This is a genomic window from Desulfovibrio subterraneus (genome assembly GCF_013340285.1).
Classification (GTDB): domain Bacteria; phylum Desulfobacterota; class Desulfovibrionia; order Desulfovibrionales; family Desulfovibrionaceae; genus Halodesulfovibrio; species Halodesulfovibrio subterraneus.
The window spans coordinates 516,936-535,864 of record NZ_BLVO01000016.1 but is presented as its reverse complement, the minus strand read 5'-3'; the positions used below and the strand labels follow the sequence as shown (position 1 = coordinate 535,864).

At 56.7% G+C, this 18,929-nt stretch carries 16 protein-coding genes and 2 riboswitches; of the genes, 10 read left to right on the top strand and 6 right to left on the bottom strand.

All coding sequences use genetic code 11. The features are described from left to right. The first annotated feature begins 3 nt into the window (after positions 1-3). The 3 genes from HUV30_RS16625 (at position 4) to HUV30_RS16615 (ending at position 3,392) form a co-directional block, all read left to right on the top strand. Positions 4-276, top strand: coding sequence for a CD3324 family protein (locus HUV30_RS16625; RefSeq protein ID WP_174406624.1), 273 nt, complete (start codon positions 4-6; stop codon positions 274-276). A 108-nt stretch (positions 277-384) separates the two neighbouring features. Then, positions 385-1,095 carry an SAM-dependent methyltransferase gene (locus HUV30_RS16620; protein ID WP_174406623.1) on the top strand — a complete coding sequence of 237 codons (711 nt, stop codon included), beginning with the start codon at positions 385-387 and terminating at the stop codon, positions 1,093-1,095. Positions 1,096-2,279: 1,184 nt separating this feature from the next. Next, entirely contained in the window at positions 2,280-3,392 is a 1,113-nt protein-coding gene (locus HUV30_RS16615) for a glycosyltransferase (protein ID WP_174406622.1), read from the top strand. A 361-nt stretch (positions 3,393-3,753) separates the two neighbouring features. Here HUV30_RS16615 and HUV30_RS16610 read toward each other — a convergent pair whose 3' ends face one another. The 4 genes from HUV30_RS16610 to rnk all read right to left on the bottom strand — a co-directional run bounded on the left by HUV30_RS16610 (position 3,754) and on the right by rnk (position 7,977). Beyond that, positions 3,754-5,139 (bottom strand): alanine/glycine:cation symporter family protein, encoded by a 1,386-nt coding sequence (locus HUV30_RS16610; protein ID WP_174406621.1) that lies wholly within the window; start codon positions 5,137-5,139, stop codon positions 3,754-3,756. 116 nt (positions 5,140-5,255) lie between these two features. Further along, positions 5,256-5,340, bottom strand: a riboswitch (glycine riboswitch). Between the two features lie 3 nt (positions 5,341-5,343). Then, a riboswitch (glycine riboswitch) is annotated at positions 5,344-5,431 on the bottom strand. Positions 5,432-5,811: 380 nt separating this feature from the next. After that, entirely contained in the window at positions 5,812-6,258 is a 447-nt protein-coding gene (locus HUV30_RS16605; RefSeq protein WP_174406620.1) for a DsrE family protein, read from the bottom strand. Between the two features lie 165 nt (positions 6,259-6,423). Continuing rightward, a complete protein-coding gene (locus HUV30_RS16600) occupies positions 6,424-7,488 on the bottom strand; it encodes a lipid II:glycine glycyltransferase FemX (protein ID WP_174406619.1) in 1,065 nt (354 codons plus the stop codon). Positions 7,489-7,563: 75 nt separating this feature from the next. Beyond that, positions 7,564-7,977: a nucleoside diphosphate kinase regulator gene (gene rnk / locus HUV30_RS16595; RefSeq protein WP_174406618.1), complete on the bottom strand. Its 414-nt coding sequence runs from the start codon at positions 7,975-7,977 to the stop codon at positions 7,564-7,566. Positions 7,978-8,694: 717 nt separating this feature from the next. Here rnk and HUV30_RS16590 point away from each other — a divergent pair. Then, complete coding sequence (locus HUV30_RS16590; protein WP_174406617.1) at positions 8,695-8,997, top strand: HlyD family efflux transporter periplasmic adaptor subunit; 303 nt, start codon at positions 8,695-8,697, stop codon at positions 8,995-8,997. A gap of 329 nt (positions 8,998-9,326) precedes the next feature. Here the strand turns inward: HUV30_RS16590 and katG are convergent, their stop codons facing one another. Next, positions 9,327-11,522, bottom strand: coding sequence for a catalase/peroxidase HPI (gene katG / locus HUV30_RS16585; protein WP_174406616.1), 2,196 nt, complete (start codon positions 11,520-11,522; stop codon positions 9,327-9,329). A gap of 328 nt (positions 11,523-11,850) precedes the next feature. Here katG and HUV30_RS16580 point away from each other — a divergent pair, with 328 nt between their 5' ends. Then, complete coding sequence (locus tag HUV30_RS16580; RefSeq protein ID WP_174406615.1) at positions 11,851-12,579, top strand: sulfite exporter TauE/SafE family protein; 729 nt, start codon at positions 11,851-11,853, stop codon at positions 12,577-12,579. Between the two features lie 121 nt (positions 12,580-12,700). Here HUV30_RS16580 and HUV30_RS16575 read toward each other — a convergent pair whose 3' ends face one another. Further along, positions 12,701-13,117 carry a hypothetical protein gene (locus tag HUV30_RS16575; protein WP_174406614.1) on the bottom strand — a complete coding sequence of 139 codons (417 nt, stop codon included), beginning with the start codon at positions 13,115-13,117 and terminating at the stop codon, positions 12,701-12,703. Between the two features lie 73 nt (positions 13,118-13,190). On the opposite strand from HUV30_RS16575, the gene HUV30_RS16570 reads away from it, so the two are divergent. From HUV30_RS16570 to HUV30_RS16550, 5 genes are all read left to right on the top strand, one after another. Beyond that, positions 13,191-14,537 carry a LuxR C-terminal-related transcriptional regulator gene (locus HUV30_RS16570; protein WP_174406613.1) on the top strand — a complete coding sequence of 449 codons (1,347 nt, stop codon included), beginning with the start codon at positions 13,191-13,193 and terminating at the stop codon, positions 14,535-14,537. 116 nt (positions 14,538-14,653) lie between these two features. After that, a complete protein-coding gene (locus HUV30_RS16565; RefSeq protein ID WP_174406612.1) occupies positions 14,654-15,262 on the top strand; it encodes a molecular chaperone TorD family protein in 609 nt (202 codons plus the stop codon). An 8-nt stretch (positions 15,263-15,270) separates the two neighbouring features. After that, the gene (locus tag HUV30_RS16560) at positions 15,271-17,517 is read left to right on the top strand and encodes a molybdopterin-dependent oxidoreductase (RefSeq protein ID WP_174406611.1); all 2,247 of its coding nucleotides are present in this window, start codon (positions 15,271-15,273) and stop codon (positions 17,515-17,517) included. A 12-nt stretch (positions 17,518-17,529) separates the two neighbouring features. Then, the gene (locus HUV30_RS16555) at positions 17,530-18,090 is read left to right on the top strand and encodes a 4Fe-4S dicluster domain-containing protein (protein WP_174406610.1); all 561 of its coding nucleotides are present in this window, start codon (positions 17,530-17,532) and stop codon (positions 18,088-18,090) included. Between the two features lie 3 nt (positions 18,091-18,093). Beyond that, positions 18,094-18,888: a dimethyl sulfoxide reductase anchor subunit family protein gene (locus tag HUV30_RS16550; RefSeq protein WP_174406609.1), complete on the top strand. Its 795-nt coding sequence runs from the start codon at positions 18,094-18,096 to the stop codon at positions 18,886-18,888. Positions 18,889-18,929: the final 41 nt, after the last annotated feature.

The following is an 18,929-nucleotide window of genomic DNA, read 5'->3' as shown; positions in this document are numbered from 1 at the left end:
ATAATGGGCTACAGAAATGCAAACTCGGTGCTACCGCAGCATTTGCTGATCGCCATACAGCAGTATATCGACGGTGAATGCCTGTATATTCCCCGCAAGGAAGAACACAGAAAACTGTGGGGAGAAAGCACGCAAAGCAGGCAGCGTCTTACCGAACGCAACCACGAGATCGCAGCACGGCGCAGGGCAGGCTGCCCTGTCACCACATTGGCGGACGACTATTTCCTGTCCGTCAAGGCTGTGTACAAGATACTCTCTGCCATGAACAACGGCTGACGCTGAAGCGCCCCGGATACTCCGGGGCGCTTTTTCTTTTCAAGTCGAAATGGAGAATGCCATGAGCCGGATTGCACGCTATGAAAAGCAAAACAACCGGAGGAACATATGCATACCCCTTTTACAGACAACTATGACAAACAATTCCTGCTCGACACCATGATGGGCCCCAATGCCATGCGCATCACCGAAGAACTGACCACCTTCATTCCCCTGACCAAGGGCATGCGGGTGCTCGATCTGGGGTGTGGCATGGGCATATCTTCCATCCTGCTGGCAGAGAAATATGGCGTTACCGTCTATGCAGCCGACCTGTGGGTATCCCCCACTGACAACCATCTGCGCTTTAGCTCGCAGGGGCTGTCGGACAAGATAATTCCGCTTTCCGTCGATGTGACCAAAGGACTTCCATTCGCGCAAGGCTACTTTGACGCCGTCATCTCGATTGACGCGTACCACTACTTTGGCTGCAATGAAGACATGCTACCGTATCTGCTGCAGTTTGTGAAAAAGAACGGCCATATAGGCATTGCCGTCTGCGGCGTGCAGGATACGTTTCCGCAGGACAGCATCCCGGAGGAAATGCAGCCGTACTGGCAACCGGACATGAACTTCTACCCGCCTTCATGGTGGCGGGCACTGTGGAGCAGGGAACCAAACCTGTGCCTGCAGCATTGCCGGGCTATGGATTGCGAACGGCAAGCATGGAGCGAATGGCTGCAAAGCCCCAATCCCTATGCTCAACGTGATATTCCCATGATGGAAGCCGAGGGCGGCAAGTACTTCTCACTCACACAGCTGACCGGGCAAAAAGCCTAAGCTGCTGCTTGCATATCTTCTTGACCCGCTAGTACGGCAAAGAAGGATAAGTGCCAGAAAAGGTACCCGCAACACCAGCCGGAGAAGCACACAGGAAAGCCTGCTAGATAAGCCAGCTGGACAAGCACCACTGCAAGGCTTCTGCACGCCGCACGGAACGGTACTACTCCCTCACCGCCTCTCACATGACTAAAGCCACATGACAAAAATCGGGCTCTTCCTTTCGGAAGAGCCCGATTGCAATATGCCGTATTCAGCAGAATACCCAGTGTTAGACGAGATTCTCGGCTATGAGCACATCGACAATCCGGCGCGCGGCCTCCCCGTCTCCGAACAGGGGAAGGGACTCAAAAACCATAGATATGATTTGATTCAGCATAGTTACACAATAAAAAGCAGCACATTAGTCGCTCTTCCGATCAAATACTACACTCCGGCGAGCAGGCCTCGCCACTTCTGTTCAAGTGCCCCATTGAGCCGGTCCTTTTCAAGACAGACACCGTATGGTCGACTCTCTGCACCATACAACACCGGCTTGGATAGTGCCGTCTGCAAACGGTATCCTTCGAAAATATGACATGTTAAAACAACCACCTCGCCAGCACGGCAGAGTTCATTGGTTGCCAAGTCTTCGCGAACAAAATGTCTGCAAGCAAGTCCACTGCTCAGCCGCAACAACAGACAAAAGTAATGAATAAAAACAGCCTGCAAACACCAATCTTTTCACAATTGTCCTTTTATGCCGCAACATTCCACAGCACGCGGACGAATCCCCTGTTTACTCCACCCCGTATTGCTTGAGCTTGGCCAGAATATGGTTCTGGGAATGTCACCAATGGCGAATATGTGCTGATCTGCGCTACGCATACCTGCCCTGTACCACCAAGAGGAGGCGAAAGCCATGCATGATGTTTTTGATAAAATAACACATGGTCACAGCCTCTATGAAGAACAATGATCAGCGAAGCAATCACCAATATGACTGAATTGGGCTACTGGCTGTGCAATCTTATCTTTCTACCATTCTTGACGCCAAAGAATAACCTGAGATATGGATGTTAACGCCATCCCATATCTATCCAGAAAAATTAAATTCTGAGCCAGATCAAGTCGTTGTCCATCATGCAAAGATGACAGTGATTTACTGATTTTGCACATGAGAAAACCATAAATCATTACATACAATGCCGCAGACAACAACCTCCCCCCTCAACGTATTGCACATTACCGCCTCTTCAAAAATCGGGGGAGGTCCTGAACATATATGGCAGCTGGTTCACAATACTGAAAACACCATCCGTTCCTTTATCGCTGCCCCCGACCGCAGACCCTACGGTGACAGATTTACTGCACTTGTCGGCAAAGAGCGGCTCCTGACTATTCCGCAGCGCTCGTTCTCACTGTCAGCATGGTGGGAGCTTGTCCGTTTCATAAAACGTAATCAGATAGACATTATTCATTCACATGGAAAGGGTGCCGGTTTATACGCACGCCTTGCGGCTTTTGTTACCGGAACATGCAGCGTTCACACGTTTCACGGTATTCATCTCCCAGTCAATCCACTCTTGAGGATAGCCTACACAAATCTGGAAAGACTGTTGTGTGCAATAAGCAAAACATGCATTACCGTTTCTGCTGGCGAAGCCACGCTCGCCACAAAGCTCCGTTTTTGCCCACACAAACTCAAGACTATCCTTAACGGAGTAGAGGTAGGAGAAGTTACTCCTGAGCGGGTCCCTTCTATGCCTTTCAAAATCGTCCATGTAAGCCGCTTTGACCCGGTCAAAGGGAGCAAGTGGCTCTTGCAACTTGCCAAAGCAATGGATGATACAGGCATCCTGAAGCAATGCCGCTTTGTCCTGGTAGGTGATGGAGAAGAACGCGCAGCAATGGAGCAGGAAGCGCAGCAGGCAGGATTATCTCAGGCATTCGAGTTTGTCGGAATGCAACCTTCCGTCATTCCATATTTTGATCACGCGGGCTGCCTTATCTCCACATCGCTCAGAGAAGGGTTACCCCTTGCAGTGCTGGAAGCGCAGGCCGCGGGAGTACCCTGTATTGTAACCAACGTTGTTGGCAATGCAGAAGCTATTGAAGATGGCAAGACTGGCTTCCTTTACCCGCTTCACGACGAAAAGGCGGCCACCCGGTGCATAGCCGGATTGATAAACAACCAGGCCTTGTGGTCCAGCATGTGTGCCAATGCCCACCGCAGGGCCCTTGAACACTTCAGCAGCAAGCAGATGTCTGCAAACACCCTGTCAGTATACTTCGAACTCATGCAGACAACACGCTGAAACCTTACAGCTCTTGCGCGAACCACCTGCGAAACTGTTTTATCTTAGCACTCTCCAGAATACTTGCGTCGACATATTGAGAGCTCTCAGCGTGAGTGACAACTCGCCTCGCGTTACGTTCAACAAAGTCGCGTACAGCCTCGACAGCCCACTCCTGCTCAAACAGCCGCTCCTGTGAAGAAAGTTCCTGCAACGCAAAAGGCGGTCAGATCGTGCAATCTGACCGCCTTTACATACTGAAACGCTGCGTACTCCTGCCGGCCCCTCACCTGCACAGGATCACACCGTTTAAACTGCACAGGCTACGTCGCCGGACATTCCCGGCCACGGCATTGCGCACACAGCTTCAGCCGCACCAAAACTAGTCCGCAGCCAGTACCGGCTCGGATGTATTCTCCTGCCGCAGTTCGGCAAAATAGGCCTTGGTCTCGGCAATAACCACACCGGAAAGACCAAGCAGGCCCACGAGGTTGGGAATGGCCATCAGGCCGTTCACGATATCGGCCAGCAGCCAGATGGTTTCCAGCTTGATGAAAGCGCCACCGGCCACCAGCAGGATGTAGACGCTCTTGAACGGCAGAATGCCCTTCACGCCCACAAGGTATTCCGTGCAGCGCTCACCATAGTAGTTCCAGCCGAGAATGGTGGTGAAGGCAAAGAAGATCAGGCCGATGGTCACGGCATATTGCCCGAGCTGAGTGCCGAGCCCCAGATTGAAGGCCTCGTTGGTCATGGCGGCACCGGCCAGATCGGGATTGGTCCACACGCCGGTCATAACCAGCACAAGACCTGTCATGGAGCAGATGACGATGGTGTCGAAGAAGGTTCCCGTCATGGCGATAAGCCCCTGACGCACACACGAATCGGTGCGGGCCGCGGCTGCGGCAATGGGTGCGCTGCCAAGACCGGATTCGTTGGAGAACACTCCGCGCGCAACGCCGTTGCGCATGGCCATCATCATGGTGATGCCCAGTGTACCGCCAAAAGCCGCTTCGGGAGAGAATGCGGATTCCACAATCAGCGACACGGTCGCAGGAATCTGGCTGGCATTAAGCACCAGCACCAGCAGAGAAGCCAGGATGTAAAACACGGCCGCAAACGGCACCACGAGCTTGGCGGTTTCCGATATACGCTTGATGCCGCCCAGCGTAACCGCAGCCACGAGCAGCGTCAGCACGGCGGCAGTGGCCAGTTTCGGTACGCCGAAGGAACCGGCAGTGGCGTCCACGATGGCGTTGACCTGCGGGAAGGTGCCTATGCCCAGAAAGGCCACGCCGATGCCGAACACGGCAAACATGCGGGCAAGGAACTTGTTGTTCAGGCCACGCTCAAGATAGTACATGGGGCCGCCGGACATCTGCCCGTTGGCGTCCACGGTGCGGTATTTCACGGCCAGCAGCGATTCGGCATATTTGGTTGCCATGCCGAAGAAGGCGGCAACCCACATCCAGAACATAGCACCGGGACCACCGGCCTTGATGGCCGTGGCAACCCCCACGATGTTACCGGTGCCGATGGTGGCGGAAAGCGCCGTGCACAGCGCGGCAAAGGGAGACACGTCACCCTGCGCAGCAGGATTGGGATTCTTTTCCGGACGAAAGACGTATTTGAGGGCCAGAGGCAGCCTTACGACCTGCAGCACGCCAAGGCGCAGGGTGAGATACACACCCGTTCCCACAAGCAGCGTAAGCAGCGGAGGTCCCCAAACAAAAGAATCAATACGATCAAGAAGTTGCAGCAAGTCCATTTCTGATGTCCTTCACAATGAATGGTTAAACAATCAAAAGTGGATGATGCGAACAATGGAGGGCAGAAAATTACGCGAGTCGTACCCGAATAAAAGAGGTGCGGCAGGAATTTTCACTCTGTCCTTTTGCCTGAGAGGTTCGCCCGGCCTGGCGGCAGGGGTTGCTCCTTCGGCGCTTCCACGAGGGAAGTCTCTCCAGAGGTTCGTCAAACAGCAGTCCTTTTGCCTGAAAGATTTACTTCTTCGGCGGCACCTTAGAGGGGATAAAGGTGCTCTCTCCTGCTATCGTCATCCGATTTTCCAAATTGGGAAACGCTCTATACCGCCACCTTTTCTCCTTTGCAAGTACCTGCTCACCCCATTTTTTTGATTTGTCCGCCTGCATAACGGCAAAGAAATAGGCCGGACCATATGGTCCGGCCGCAGGGTAATGACAAACCTTCGTTTTCAGTAAAACCGTATTTCCGTTAAGCCGGAACCGAGGTCCGAAAACGGATTTGCATCGCTTATACGAGGTGCAGGAACGTTAGGTTCCTGCCCGGCGGAGCCAAAAAATACCAGAAATAAATTTGTCAGCAGTCTGAGGGCGGACCACGTAGTCCGGCTAAAATGGGTTCGCAAATTCAAACCATTACCGGATAAATGCATCCGACGATCAGAAGGCAGCCCGACTCAGTAGGAAAGAACCAGAGTATCCGACGCGCTCACCGCCTTCACTCCGGCTCCCTTCACGGCGGCAACACCCTGCAGAAGATCCGCATTGGTCATCTTGCCCACGTGCTTCATGCACATGGGGCAGGCGAACACCTGCCCCCCGGCCTTCATGAAGTCGGCAAGCATGGCGGCAATGCTCTCTCCGCTGTCATAGGTCGGGGAAGCTATTTTCGCGTTGACCAGATTCACCCCGTACACATTGAAGAACAACACTCCGGCGCAGTTCTTTTCCTGCATGATCGAGCGGGTGAACTGAATGGCCATGGCAGCACGGTTCACGTCATCGGTGGTGACGCTTGTGACCACCTGTTTAAAACCTTCGGCGCGCACATGGTGAGGGGCAGACAGCATGGCAACCGAGCACAGCACCAGAATGACAAGGATGAAACGGCGACAGAGAATCATGTTTACCTCCAGTAATCGGATATTCCGACGTTTTTATCCGCGAGAATACCAGTTCGCAATGGCCGGACCATGATTTTTGACCATACGCCCCACGAAAAAAGCGGCAACCGACAACCGGTTACCGCCCTTTCTTCACCCCTCTGCGGCACTGCCGCACCGTTCCCTTCATGCGCCGAGTTCCCGATACATCGTCTCGGCGTTCTGAATTGCGCGGTAGGCCCCCTCGTTCAGGGGGTAATCCCACGAACCGCTCCGGAACTCGATGCGGCCGCCGAAGCCGGTCTTGAAACGATGCAGCCCGTTAAAAGGATGCTCATCATCAGGCGTGGGCGAAACAGCCCCCATTTCATAGGTCAGGCAGCCGCGCTGCCGCGCCATGCACATGCCTGCCCAGTGCATGAGGCTGGACGGCATGTAGTTCCGCTTGATGTTGCCGGATGCTCCGTACAGGAAGTTCGCGGACTGTCCCGAAATGCCTATTATGGCACCGGAAAGGATATCGCGTCCGTGCCGCGCCAGCAGGAAGATGATATCAGCCTCATCCTTTGCGCCGAAGTTGCATCGGAACATGGCCGAGAACTGCTCCATGCAGCAGGGGATAAAGCCGTTTCTTCTGGCCGTCTGTTCATACAGGCCATAAAAATCGACAAGGTTGCTGCTGTCCGCTTCCTGCACATATACGCCCTTGCGGCGGGCCAGACCGATATTGTAGCGGGTCTTGGGTTTCATTCTTCCCAGAATGTCATCCTCACTCCCGTCAAGATCCACAACAAGCGAGCTTGCCACCGTCATGTCCGTTGGAGCCTTTCTGAAATTCCAGAATCTGGTCCCCATGTTCATGCGCATTTCGCGTATGCGTGCCTCGGGAAAGGCTCTCCAGCCCTGTTCCTGCATTTCGTCCGCATACAGCGACTTCCACGGCAGGTCATACCGGATAAAGGCCACGTCCGGCTCAAGCCGGTCTGCCAGAGCAACGGAAAGGTCTTCCAGATACTGTCCGTAAGACTCCTCGTCAGGGGCGTGCTCCGGTCCCTGCGGCACGAGCGCCAGCTTGTGGCCGCAGTGGTTGCGTATCAGCACCAGCACGTCGCCCCATGTTTCCGAAGAAAGAATGTCAAACGCCATGGGCTCCATGCCCAGACGCGACTTGACCTGCGCCCAGTAGGGTGTCTGAAACAGTATGTCTGTCGGATACAGTTCGTTTGTCGCCTTGGCGATCACGTCCACCATGAAATCCTCCTTTCACCGGTGGGGAAATGAAGTTCTGCCGTTCCGGCAAATCCGGTTGCGGCTGTTGAAGGGATGCTACAGATGATAGCGTCCGGTACGTTCCGGCTGGTCTTCCACTTCGTACACCACAAGGCGCAGCGTGCCGCCATTGGGGTTGGGCCAGTGAATCTCGTCACCTTCGGCAAGCCCCAGCAGGGCGCTGCCCACAGGGGCAAGAATGGAAACGGTCTCTTCGCCGGAATCCGAATTGCCGGGGTACACCAGCTTCAGACGACGCTCTATGCCGGAAGGCAGCAGTGCAAAACGCACGGTCGAGTTCATGGTCACCACCGAAGGCGGCACTTCTTCAGGTGCCACAACGCTTGCACGGAACAGTTCGCCTTCCAGAGCATCGCGTCCGGGAAAAACGTCAGAGGGCAGAGCCTCCAGCAGGGTTTCCAGTCTGGAAGCATCCTGGCTTGTAATGATAATGTCGGGAAATGCTTGCATGTCAGCCTCCATTGTATTGTGTAAAACAGTCTTCGTTGAATAAAAAAAGAGGGCGTACCCGGTACGCCCTCTTGTTGTGAACTGCAGCTGTAGGGGCGTTATCAGGTTGCAAAAAAGCCGCGAAGCTTTTTCACTTCGCAAGAAATGTTTTTTACAGAAGAAACGCTCGAACGCATGGTGTTATCCTGATGTGAAAAAAAGTATGAACGCAGAAAAAAAGGGCAGCTTTCCCTGCATATGGAAAGCTTCCCGAATCGATTGCCAAACATAAACAAACACATCTTAGCCATTCCCTGAAATCTGTGCAAGCACAAAAGCAAAATGCTGTCTCAGAAACGAAATTACCAATTAATATACTATGTATTGCCTCTCCATGAAACAAAACGAAACTGAAACGGATTGCAGCAGCACTACATCCTCACACAAAATGCCACACCTGCGAGCGGCAGAAGCATGCCTGCACCCGGGCTATCCTTCATCTGACGCATAAAACACCCACCCTTACTGACGCACCGTCAGTCAACGAACCTGTCCGCGCAGCCATACGCCTGCAGCAACGTTGTCAATGTGTATAAAATCAGCTCAATACGGGATTTACACATTTCATGGAAGGACCATGATGAAATTCCTTTTCCGGCGCAGACCGGTGCGCCTGCAGTATGGCCGGCAGCGGGCCGAGCTGAAGGCCCCTTCTCCGGCGTTATCGCCAGACGGAACGTGGAACTGTATCAGGAGGTCAAGGCGGGCGAAGCCCTGTTCACCCTCATGGGCGATTCCGGCCTCAAGGTGATAATTCAAGTGCCTGCCCCCCTCATCGGCTCCGTAAAACAGGGTGAAGAAACCGTGGTTTCCTTCCCTGCGCTCAAGGGTGAGGCCATAACCGGCCGCATAATGGCAAACCTTGAGTACACAAATACAGACTTCATTAAGCTGAGTCTGAAGCCAACTAACGAAATTGTATCGCTTACATCGGGTGCAGGCCTTCAGTCGTTAGCCGAGTCTTGCGAGGCTTACGAATGATGAGAGCAAAACGGGACTATCCCCCTGCCCATCTACGCTCTCTTTATCCGTAAGCCGTGCACGGCTCACCTAACGGCTGAAGGTCCGGAGGCAAGCATTATTCAAAATAGCTTTGCCTTCTGACAAACTCATTTTTGGTATTGTTTTGGCTCCGCCTGGCAGGAACCTAACGTTCCCGCACCTCGTAGAAGCGGTGCAAATCCGTTTTTGACCTCGGTTCCGGCTTAACGGGAAGATGGTTTTGCTGAAGACGAAGGTTTATCATTAAGGGGAAGCCCTGCCCGCGTGGTGCGGGCAGGGCCTTTTACTTTCCTGGTCGGGGATACCGGCTATTTCTTCAGATCGAACCGGTCAAGGTGCATGACCTTGAACCATGCCGCCACGAAATCATCCACAAACTTGCCGCCGGAATCGGCGCAGCCGTAGACTTCTGCAATGGCACGCAACTGCGAATTGGCACCGAAGATGAGGTCCACGCGGGTGGCGGTCCACCTAGGATTGCCGGTTGTGCGGTCGCGCCCTTCGAACACATCCGCATCACCTGCGGAGGGAGCCCATTCCGTGCGCATGTCGAGCAGATTGACGAAGAAGTCGTTGCTCAGCACACCGGGGCGGTCTGTGAGCACACCAAGCCGCGACTGGCCAAAATTGGCATCCAGCGCACGCATGCCGCCGAGCAGCACCGTCATTTCCGGCGCGGTCAGGGTCAGCAGCTGCGCCCTGTCCACCAGCAGTTCTTCGGCAGAAACCGAGAATCTGGCCTTGCGGTAGTTACGGAATCCGTCCGCAAGGGGTTCCAGCACGCTGAAGGATTCCATATCCGTCTGTTCCTGCAGGGCATCCGTCCTGCCGGGATGGAAGGGTACCTTCACGGCATGTCCGGCATCCTTTGCGGCCTTTTCCACGGCAGCGCAGCCGCCAAGGACGATGAGGTCGGCAAGGGACACCTGCTTTCCGCCGGTGTGAGCTTCGTTGAACTGCCTGCGTATGCCCTCAAGGGTATTCAGCACACCCTGCAGGGCTTCCGGCTCGTTCACGGCCCAATCCTTCTGCGGTGCAAGGGCTATGCGTGCGCCATTGGCACCGCCGCGCATGTCCGAACCACGGAAGGTGGAAGCGGCAGACCACGCGGTGTAGACCAGACGGGAAACCGGAATGCCCGAAGCAAGGATGCGCGCCTTGAGGTCGGCCGCATCGTTTTCATCAATGAGAGGATGCTGCACTGCGGGCACGGGGTCCTGCCAGATAAGCTCTTCCTTGGGCACCAGACTGCCGAGGTAACGGGAGCGGGGGCCCATGTCGCGGTGCGTGAGCTTGAACCATGCACGCGCAAAGGCATCGGCAAATTCCTCGGGATTCTCCAGATACCGGCGTGCGATGGGTTCGTACACGGGGTCGAATCGCAGCGAGAGGTCTGCCGTGGTCATCATGGGCCGGTTCTTTCTGACCGGATCATGGGCATCCACGATCATGTCCTCGGGTTCCACGTCCTTGGCGAGCCACTGATGCGCACCGGCGGCGCTCTTCACCAGTTCCCATTCATATTTGAACAGCACCTTGAGGTAGCCCATGTCCCACTTGGTGGGGTTGGGCTTCCATGCGCCTTCGATACCGCTGGATATGGTATGAACACCCTTGCCGCTGCCGAAGCTGCTCTTCCAGCCCAGCCCCTGCTGCTCAATGGGTGCGCCTTCCGGTTCCGGTCCCACGTGCGAGGCACTGCCTGCGCCGTGGCATTTGCCGAATGTATGACCGCCCGCCACAAGGGCCACGGTTTCTTCATCGTTCATGGCCATGCGCGCAAAGGTTTCGCGCACGTCGCGGCCGGATGCCACAGGATCGGGATTGCCGTTGGGACCTTCCGGGTTCACGTAAATCAGCCCCATCTGCACGGCGGCAAGGGGGTTATCCAACTCCCTGTCGCCCTTGTAACGGGAATCGCCGAGCCACGTATCTTCCGATCCCCAATAGATGTCCTGTTCAGGTTCCCATACGTCCACACGGCCGCCCGCAAAGCCGAAAGGCTTGAGGCCCATGGATTCTATGGCGCAGGCACCTGCCAGAACAAGAAGATCGGCCCACGAAATGTGTTTGCCGTACTTCTGCTTGATGGGCCAGAGCAGTCTGCGGGCCTTGTCGAGGTTCACGTTGTCCGGCCAGCTGTTCAGGGGTGCAAGGCGCTGGCTGCCGCTACCCGCACCGCCCCTGCCGTCGCCGGTGCGGTAGGTGCCTGCGCTGTGCCACGCCATGCGGATGAAAAGCGGTCCGTAATGACCGTAGTCTGCGGGCCACCAGTCCTGCGAGGTAGTCATGAGCTCCATGAGGTCTTTTTTCACGGCCTCAAGGTCGAGCTTGCGAAATGCTTCCGCATAATCGAAGTCCGCACCCATGGGGTTGGATTTGTGTGAATGCTGATGCAAAATGTTGAGATTGAGCTGGTTCGGCCACCAATCGCGGTTGGTCGTGCCGCTGCCAGCCACGTGTCTGTTGCGCCCCGTAACAGGGCATCCGCCATGTTCAGCCATTGCTTGTCTCCTGCTGGTTGATTCAGCGGACCGGTCAGAGTGCATTCTTCCGGTACGGGTTACTTGTATCTCCCCCGAGTAGGCTGTATCCGCTATTTTATTGATACTTATTCCTAAAATACCATAAGTTATCCGGGGAGGCCACCGTCTTGTTGATTATTCCGCCCAATGGATACAGCAGGTTAGAAGGGTATGTGTATAAAGCTTTGTAAGGGTGGGAAGGTGGTTTTGTAAGGATATTTCAGGGCTGGCATTCCGGCAGGAAAGATTATAGGAGTTCCCCTTCCTGACCACGGCCGGTGGGCCTGAAACCTGACGGGAGCGTTCCATGTCCCTTATCGATCTTTCCATCGTCGAACTTGCCATGGCCTTTGCGGTCGTCTTCTTCGGCGCATTTGCACAGGGCGTTGTGGGCTTCGGCCTTGCCCTGCTCATCGGCCCGCTGCTCAGCATGATAAGCCCCGTATTCCTGCCCGGCCCCGTGGTGCTGCTGGTCAGCGTTATCACCGCCTCCATGGCGTGGAACGGGCGCAAGGCCGTCAATGTGGACGGCGTGAAGCGCTCCATAGGCGGCTACCTGCTCGGCACCCTTGTTGCGGCCGCCATCATCAGCAGCCTGCCGCAGCGCGAAACCGCCTTTCTGCTCGGCGGCCTCATTCTGTGCGCCGTGGGCATAAGCGTGGCGGGCATTCACCTGCCCGCAACCCGCAAGGTGCTGTTCTCCGCAGGGATTGTGGGCGGCTTCATGGGTACCATCAGCGGCGTGGGCCTTCCCCCGCTGGCGCTCGCCCTGCAGAGCGAACCCGGCCCGAGACTGCGCGGCACCCTTGCCTGCGTGGGCTTCATCTCCATTCTCATGGCCATTGTGGCGCTGGTGGGAGTGAACAAGATCGGCCTGCGGGAACTGACCATATCCCTGTGCCTTGCACCCGCCGTGCTGCTGGGCTTTGCCGCTTCAATCAAGGCTGCGCCCAAGTTTGATGCGGGCTACACCCGTCCGGCGGTCTTTCTGCTTTCCGCACTCAGCGCTGCGGGTCTCATCTTCCGCAACCTGTAATGCCCCATGGCGGGCGGACGCTCTGCCATACACGCCCCTACATAGACAAAGAGCGGTCAAGGTAGATACCCTGACCGCTCTTTTGCTGCATCATATGCCCTGAAGGGCGTATGGCGCAGAGCTATTGTATGAGGAAGGTTTTACGCTCTTCCAGCAGGGGATTCAGAAGTACCCCGCCGCAACTGGGCTTGCGCACCTCGTTGAGCAGGAATTCCAGCGTATAGGTACCCGGCGCATGAAACGTGATCGTGGAGGCAGGATACCCGCTCTGCACGCTGGGCTTGCCGCCCTGCGGGGCCTCTATCACGGCAATGTTGATGGAGGTGTATGCTCCCTGCGGCACGGTGTAGTCGCCGAGGTTGAAGACAACACGCACAGGCTGCTCCGTTACAAGCTCGCCCTGCACCGTAAGGCGTGATGCGCCCTCCTTTTTCGCCTTACCCGTTTCAGCGGCGTGCGCCACCTGATGCAGCGCGCTGACAAGAAACATCGCCAGCAGAACAGGGGCCAGCCACGGGATACCAAGTATGTATTTCATGGGTTGATATTACGCCCCCGGCGTTTTATTGCAAGGAAGTGGGTAGAAGGCGGGTATGCTCACAGGAGGCTCCATGCGGGACGGACAGGAAAGACAAAACGGCTGCAGACGACTTTTGCACGCACTGGCGGATGACGAGGGCTTCTTTCTCGAACGCTGGTCGCTGCATATGGCACGGGCGGGCTATCTTGAGCACACCACGGCCAGGCGTCTGGATTGCATGCAGGCGCTGAACGAATTTCTCACCCCCATGTTCACCCACGAAGAAAGCCCTGCGGGAGACGATCCCGAATGGCCGGACTATCTGTGGCTCGTACGCAACGAAGGCGAATGGGCGCGCACACAGATAGAATCCGCCCGCCGCCACCGCATGCGCGGCATTACCGCCGACATGTACCTTGGCTGCTTCAAGACCTTTATCCACAGCCTTGTGGACGTCATAGAACACATGGACGGCGACTTCAGGGACAAGGCCATGGCCCGCAGACTGGCAAGACGGTACGGCGATGCCCTTGAAGTGCTTTTTGTAAGCGACTGGACCCGCACCCTGCCGGACCTTGCCGCCCAGAGGCTTGATGAGGCCAACAGGCTGCTGACCCTTGAAAAATGCCGTTTCGAGAACATTCTCAACGCCACATCCGACCTGCTGTTCGTCACCGGCCCCGACGGACGCATCACCAACGTAAATGCCGCCGCCCTGCATGCCCTGCCGGAACGCAAACTCTTCGGCGTTCCCGTCTGGGAGCTGCTCAATATTGAAGCCCGGTCCATGGAAGAGCTTCTCCGCTACTATCCTGTCGGCGTGTCGTGCGAAATGAGTCCGCTTGATAACGGGCTCATCTACCGCATGCAGATGACCCCCATGAACACGGTCAGCCTTGCCAGCGACGAATACCTGATCGCCCTCACCAATGTCACCTCGCAGGCTTCGCAACGCGATGCGCTCGAACAGGTGGTTGCCCAGCGGACAGACGACCTGCTCAGGGAAAAGGAACATCTTGAAGAGATGAACATAACCCTGCGCAATGTGCTCAAGAGCATTGAAAAGGACAGGGAATCGTTCATCCGCGACATCTCCGCCAAGCTCGGCCATATCGTACTGCCCGCACTTGAACGGATAGAGGCGGAAAGCGACCCCGCCATACGGCGCGGGTACGTAACCGTGGTGCGCGACCAGCTGGCGCGGATGACACCGGGCGACGAGGCTTCCGACCCGCTGCTCCTCAAGCTCACCCCCATGGAAGCCAAAGTCTGCCAGTTCATTCAGGCCGGACACAGCAGCAAGGACATAGCCAACAGCCTGAACCTGTCCATTGAAACCGTGCAAACCCACCGCAAGCACATCCGCCGCAAGCTGGGCCTGCATGGCAAAACCACCGGCTTGTATGCCCATCTCAAAACTGCGGGGTTGCCCTCCTGACTGGGTATAACGATATACCCACTATATCCCCTGTTTCCCGCCTGTATTATTTCCTTACAAATATCATAATGATACTCATGAAGAGTCCGGTATAATGATATTGGAGGAACTGCAGCATGTCAGAACCGACAACCGGCGTGGCCTTGGCCGCGCTGCGAGATTTCTTTTCCGCCCGTAATGCGGAAGAGCTGCGAGCCGCAGCAGGCGGTATCGCCGTATGTTTTCAACAACCACTGGATGCAGCAACAGACTGGCGGGAAGTTGAATACGACTTCAACCGGCTCTTTGTAGGCCCCCTCGCCATCCCCGCACCGCCCTACGCATCCGCCTACCAGACAGAACCCCAGCTCATGGGACCACCCGCCCTTGCCGTGCGCGCAGCATACAGGCAGCTGGGCCTTGCCGTGCCTGATGAAGGCTCAACCCCCGACGACCATCTGGCCTATGAGCTGGATGCCGTTTCCGCGTGCGACACCATGCTCGCGCACGATTTCTCCCGAACAGCAGACACCGTTTCTCCCCGGACGGTGAGCAAGGTCAGGGAATGGCTGGTCAATGAACATCTATCCGGCTGGGTACCTCTGTTCGTGCAGGCGGTAAACGCACAGCAGGGTGTATCGCAACCCGTGGCAATGGCCGTCTCTGCCCTTGAACAATGGCTGGCAGGCGCAAAGGGCGCTCTGCCTGCGGATAACGAAGGACTCATCCACCTTACGGACAGATAGGAGGCTCTATGACAACGAAGAAAAGCACGCTCAGCAGAAGACGGTTCCTGCAGGGCATGAGCGCTGCGGGCGCTGCCGCGATGCTGCCGTGCGGGCTGCTGGTGCCTGCCGGAGCAAACGCCGCGCCGTTCAATGCGGCCGACTATCAGGTCTTTCGTAACGCGTGCCCCAGAAACTGTTACGACACGTGCAGCATCAAAACCTATGTGAAGGACGGTGTGGTGCAGTTTATCGAAGGCGCACCGGAGTCCACCTTCACCAACGGCGGGCTGTGCGTGAAAGGCTATACCTATGGCCACCGCATCTACAGCCCCGACCGCATCAAGTACCCCATGGTGCAGGACGGCCGCCGCAGCGGCAAATGGCGCCGCGTGACATGGGACGAAGCCATGGACCGCATCGCCCGCAAGATTCTTGAACTCAAAGAAAAGGACGGCAGCCTGCTCGGGCTGGGCCTGACCAAATATTCCGGCAACTTCGGCATTACCAACTACGGTGTCGAGGGCATGATGTCCTCGCTCGGCTACACCACCCGTTTTGTGGGCACTCCGTGCTGGCCCGCAGGCATAGACGCCCAGAACTACGATCTTGGCAACATGTGGTGCAACGACCCCGAAGACATGGTGAAGGCCAAGTACATCATCCTCTGGGGCGCAAACCCCGCGTGGTGTTCCGTGCATTCCATGAAATACGTCATGGAAGCCAAACGCCGCGGTGCCAAGGTGGTGGTCGTGGACCCCGTGTTCACCCAGACGGCGGCCAAGGGCGATGTCTTCTGGCAGCCCAATGTCTCCAGCGACGGCGCGCTTGCACTGGGCATGGCGCGGCACATTCTGGACCTGGGACTTGTGGACGAGGATTTCGTGAAGAACCACAGTGTGGGCTACGAAGAATTCGCCGCCTACCTGCGCCAGAACGTGACTGTTGAATGGGCCTCTGAACTGTCCGGCATCCCGGCGCAGGAAATCCGCGAAGTGGCGGAAGAATTCGCCACGGCCAAGCCTGCCACGGTCTGGATAGGGTACGGCATGCAGCGCCACACCAACGGCGGAGCATCTGTCCGCGCACTGGACGCACTGGTGGCCATGACCGGCAACGTCGGCAAGGAAGGCGGCGGCGCACGCTACGGCCACCTGCAGACATGGGGCTTCAACTACCACGCCATGATCCAGAAGCAGCCCGAAGGTTCCGTGGGCTTTGTCGGCGGTGCAGCCAAGGGTGAATTCGACTTCACCTCCGGCAGCGGCAACAGCTATTCCGACCGCACGGTCAACATCAACAAGACCGCACAGTCCATTCTGGACGCCAAAGACCCCGCCCTGAAAATGCTGTGGGTCTCGTGCAAGAACCCCCTTGCGCAGGACTTCGACCGTAACAAGCTGGAAAAGGCCTTCGACTCGCTTGATCTGGTTGTCACGGTAGATCAGTTCTTCAACGAAACCGTGGCCAACTCGGATATCGTGCTGCCCGTGACCACCCTTTTCGAGGAGTGGACCGTGAACGTCTCGTACTGGCATTACTGGCTCGGCCTCAACGAGCAGGCCGTCAAACCCATGTACGAAACCAAGTCCAATATCGAGATCGCCGCAGCACTTTCAAAAAAGATGAATGAGCTGTCGCCCGGTTCCTGCACCTTCCCGCAGGAAATAGACACGCGGGAATGGCTGGAAAAGGAATTCAACCAGGGCGTGTATGACCTCTTCGGCATCAAGCACTGGACCGACCTGAAGAACGGCCCCGTAAAGGCCCGACTTACCTCTTCGGCCGCATGGAACGAACTGAAGTTCGCCACGCCTTCGGGCAAGTACGAGTTCAAGTCCGAGCTGTGCGAGCAGAACGGTCACAAGGCGCTGCCCGAATACAAGGAAGGCCGCAAGGGATACGACAAATTCCGCCTGCTCACACCGCACACCAAGTTCGGCCTGCACTCCCAGTTCGTCAATCTGGACTGGATGCACGAATACAACAAGGAACCCTACGTCTACATGCATCCGCAGGCAGCCGCCGAAAAGGGCATACGCGATCTGGACATGGTGCGCGTGTTCAACAAGGTGGGCGAGCAGAAGGTGCGCGTGAAGCTGACCAATAACGTGGCCAGAGACTGCCTGCTCATGTACGAAGCATGGTTCGGCAAGGGATTCGACTTCAACGTGCAGAACCTTGTGGATGACGAATCCGCCGACATGGGCGCGTTCAAGGCCGGAGCCCCCGGCGTGGCCATTCATGGACAGTTTGCCGACATCGAAAGGGCTTAAGGAGTGCTGACAATGCAAAAACAATACGCATTTCTGGTCGATGCCGAGCGATGCATCGGCTGTTTCACCTGTGCCATGGCCTGCCGCAACTACTACCATCAGGAAAAGGGTGTGGTGTGGCGTCAGGTCTATCCCCTGAGTGAAGAGATCTATCCCCACCGCGAAAGGGCGTTTCTGTCCCTTGCCTGCAACCACTGCGAAGATCCCGCCTGCCTCAACGTCTGCCCCGTAAAGGCATATACCAAGCGCGAGGAAGACGGCGTGGTGGTGCACCATCAGGACCGGTGCATAGGCTGCGGCAACTGCATACGCTCCTGTCCGTACGGCGCCCCCACCTTCAACCCCGTTGAAAAGCGGGCCGAGAAGTGCAGCCTGTGCCACGAGCGGCTGGACGCGGGACTCAACCCCATGTGCACGCAGGCCTGTCCCACCGGAGCGCTCACGCTGGTGGATCTGGCAACCCTGCCCGAGACGGGACAGGTGCAATACCCGGCGGGCTATCCCAAGATGACGCGGCTGAACCCCTCCACGCGGTTCATCCTTCCCAAGGCCCCCAAGATAGCGAGGAGATAGTATATGCAATCCATGGAACTTCCGCTCGTTCTGTTCACGGTATTGTCGCAGGCAGCCATTGGCCTCACCTTCATGAAGGTTGCGCAGCTCGTGACAGGCACCGTCGACAACAAAGACAGCCACAGGGAATGGCGCATGATCGCGGGCCTCATGCTGGTCGGCCTCATCGCCTCCATTTTCCATCTCGGCCATCCGTTCGAGGCCCCCACAGCCCTGCGTCATCTGGACAAGGCATGGCTCAGCCGCGAAGTGCTGTTCTCCGGCGCATTTGCGGGCCTTGCCCTGCTGGGCTTCTTCCTCAGCGGCAGAGCCAGCCGCCCCGCTCTCAGCTGGGCCGGTGCCGCGCTCGGGCTTGTGGCCGTGCTCTCGGCAGGCATGACCTATGCGCCCCCGGCCCTGCCTGCCCTGAACAATGCCCTGCCCGCCGCCTTTTTTCTCATCACGTCCGTGTTGCTGGGTGCCGGATTTGCAAGCTGGTTTGCGGGTGACAAAAGCAGAAAGATGCTCTCACGCATCTTCACCGTAACACTGTTTGTGGCGCTGGTGCTCAATCTGGTGGTGCCGTGCGTGTGGCTTTCCGGCAGCACGGTGATGAGCATGACAGGTACGGCGTGGCTTGCATCGCCCTTCTACTGGATTCATCTGGCGGTGCTGGCAATCGCCCTGCTGGTGAACGGCAGAACAGCCTACATGCCCATCTGGCTGCCGCCGTTCGTCCTGTTCGGTGAGCTTGTGGGCCGTGCCGGATTCTTTACAGACACCATACACACCGCAGCAAACATGGGTGGCCTGTACTAACCATGTTCCCTAAAGGTCCCCGTTAAGCCGAAACTGAGGTC

What these genes read in the sequence shown, in the direction of transcription:
- HUV30_RS16625 (WP_174406624.1), top strand. Translation starts at nt 4, where the DNA reads ATGGGCTACAGAAATGCAAACTCGGTGCTACCGCAGCATTTGCTGATC.
- HUV30_RS16620 (WP_174406623.1), top strand. Translation starts at nt 385, where the DNA reads ATGCATACCCCTTTTACAGACAACTATGACAAACAATTCCTGCTCGAC.
- HUV30_RS16615 (WP_174406622.1), top strand. Translation starts at nt 2,280, where the DNA reads ATGCCGCAGACAACAACCTCCCCCCTCAACGTATTGCACATTACCGCC.
- HUV30_RS16610 (WP_174406621.1), bottom strand. Translation starts at nt 5,139, where the DNA reads ATGGACTTGCTGCAACTTCTTGATCGTATTGATTCTTTTGTTTGGGGA.
- HUV30_RS16605 (WP_174406620.1), bottom strand. Translation starts at nt 6,258, where the DNA reads ATGATTCTCTGTCGCCGTTTCATCCTTGTCATTCTGGTGCTGTGCTCG.
- HUV30_RS16600 (WP_174406619.1), bottom strand. Translation starts at nt 7,488, where the DNA reads ATGGTGGACGTGATCGCCAAGGCGACAAACGAACTGTATCCGACAGAC.
- rnk (WP_174406618.1), bottom strand. Translation starts at nt 7,977, where the DNA reads ATGCAAGCATTTCCCGACATTATCATTACAAGCCAGGATGCTTCCAGA.
- katG (WP_174406616.1), bottom strand. Translation starts at nt 11,522, where the DNA reads ATGGCTGAACATGGCGGATGCCCTGTTACGGGGCGCAACAGACACGTG.
- HUV30_RS16580 (WP_174406615.1), top strand. Translation starts at nt 11,851, where the DNA reads ATGTCCCTTATCGATCTTTCCATCGTCGAACTTGCCATGGCCTTTGCG.
- HUV30_RS16575 (WP_174406614.1), bottom strand. Translation starts at nt 13,117, where the DNA reads ATGAAATACATACTTGGTATCCCGTGGCTGGCCCCTGTTCTGCTGGCG.
- HUV30_RS16570 (WP_174406613.1), top strand. Translation starts at nt 13,191, where the DNA reads ATGCGGGACGGACAGGAAAGACAAAACGGCTGCAGACGACTTTTGCAC.
- HUV30_RS16565 (WP_174406612.1), top strand. Translation starts at nt 14,654, where the DNA reads ATGTCAGAACCGACAACCGGCGTGGCCTTGGCCGCGCTGCGAGATTTC.
- HUV30_RS16560 (WP_174406611.1), top strand. Translation starts at nt 15,271, where the DNA reads ATGACAACGAAGAAAAGCACGCTCAGCAGAAGACGGTTCCTGCAGGGC.
- HUV30_RS16555 (WP_174406610.1), top strand. Translation starts at nt 17,530, where the DNA reads ATGCAAAAACAATACGCATTTCTGGTCGATGCCGAGCGATGCATCGGC.
- HUV30_RS16550 (WP_174406609.1), top strand. Translation starts at nt 18,094, where the DNA reads ATGCAATCCATGGAACTTCCGCTCGTTCTGTTCACGGTATTGTCGCAG.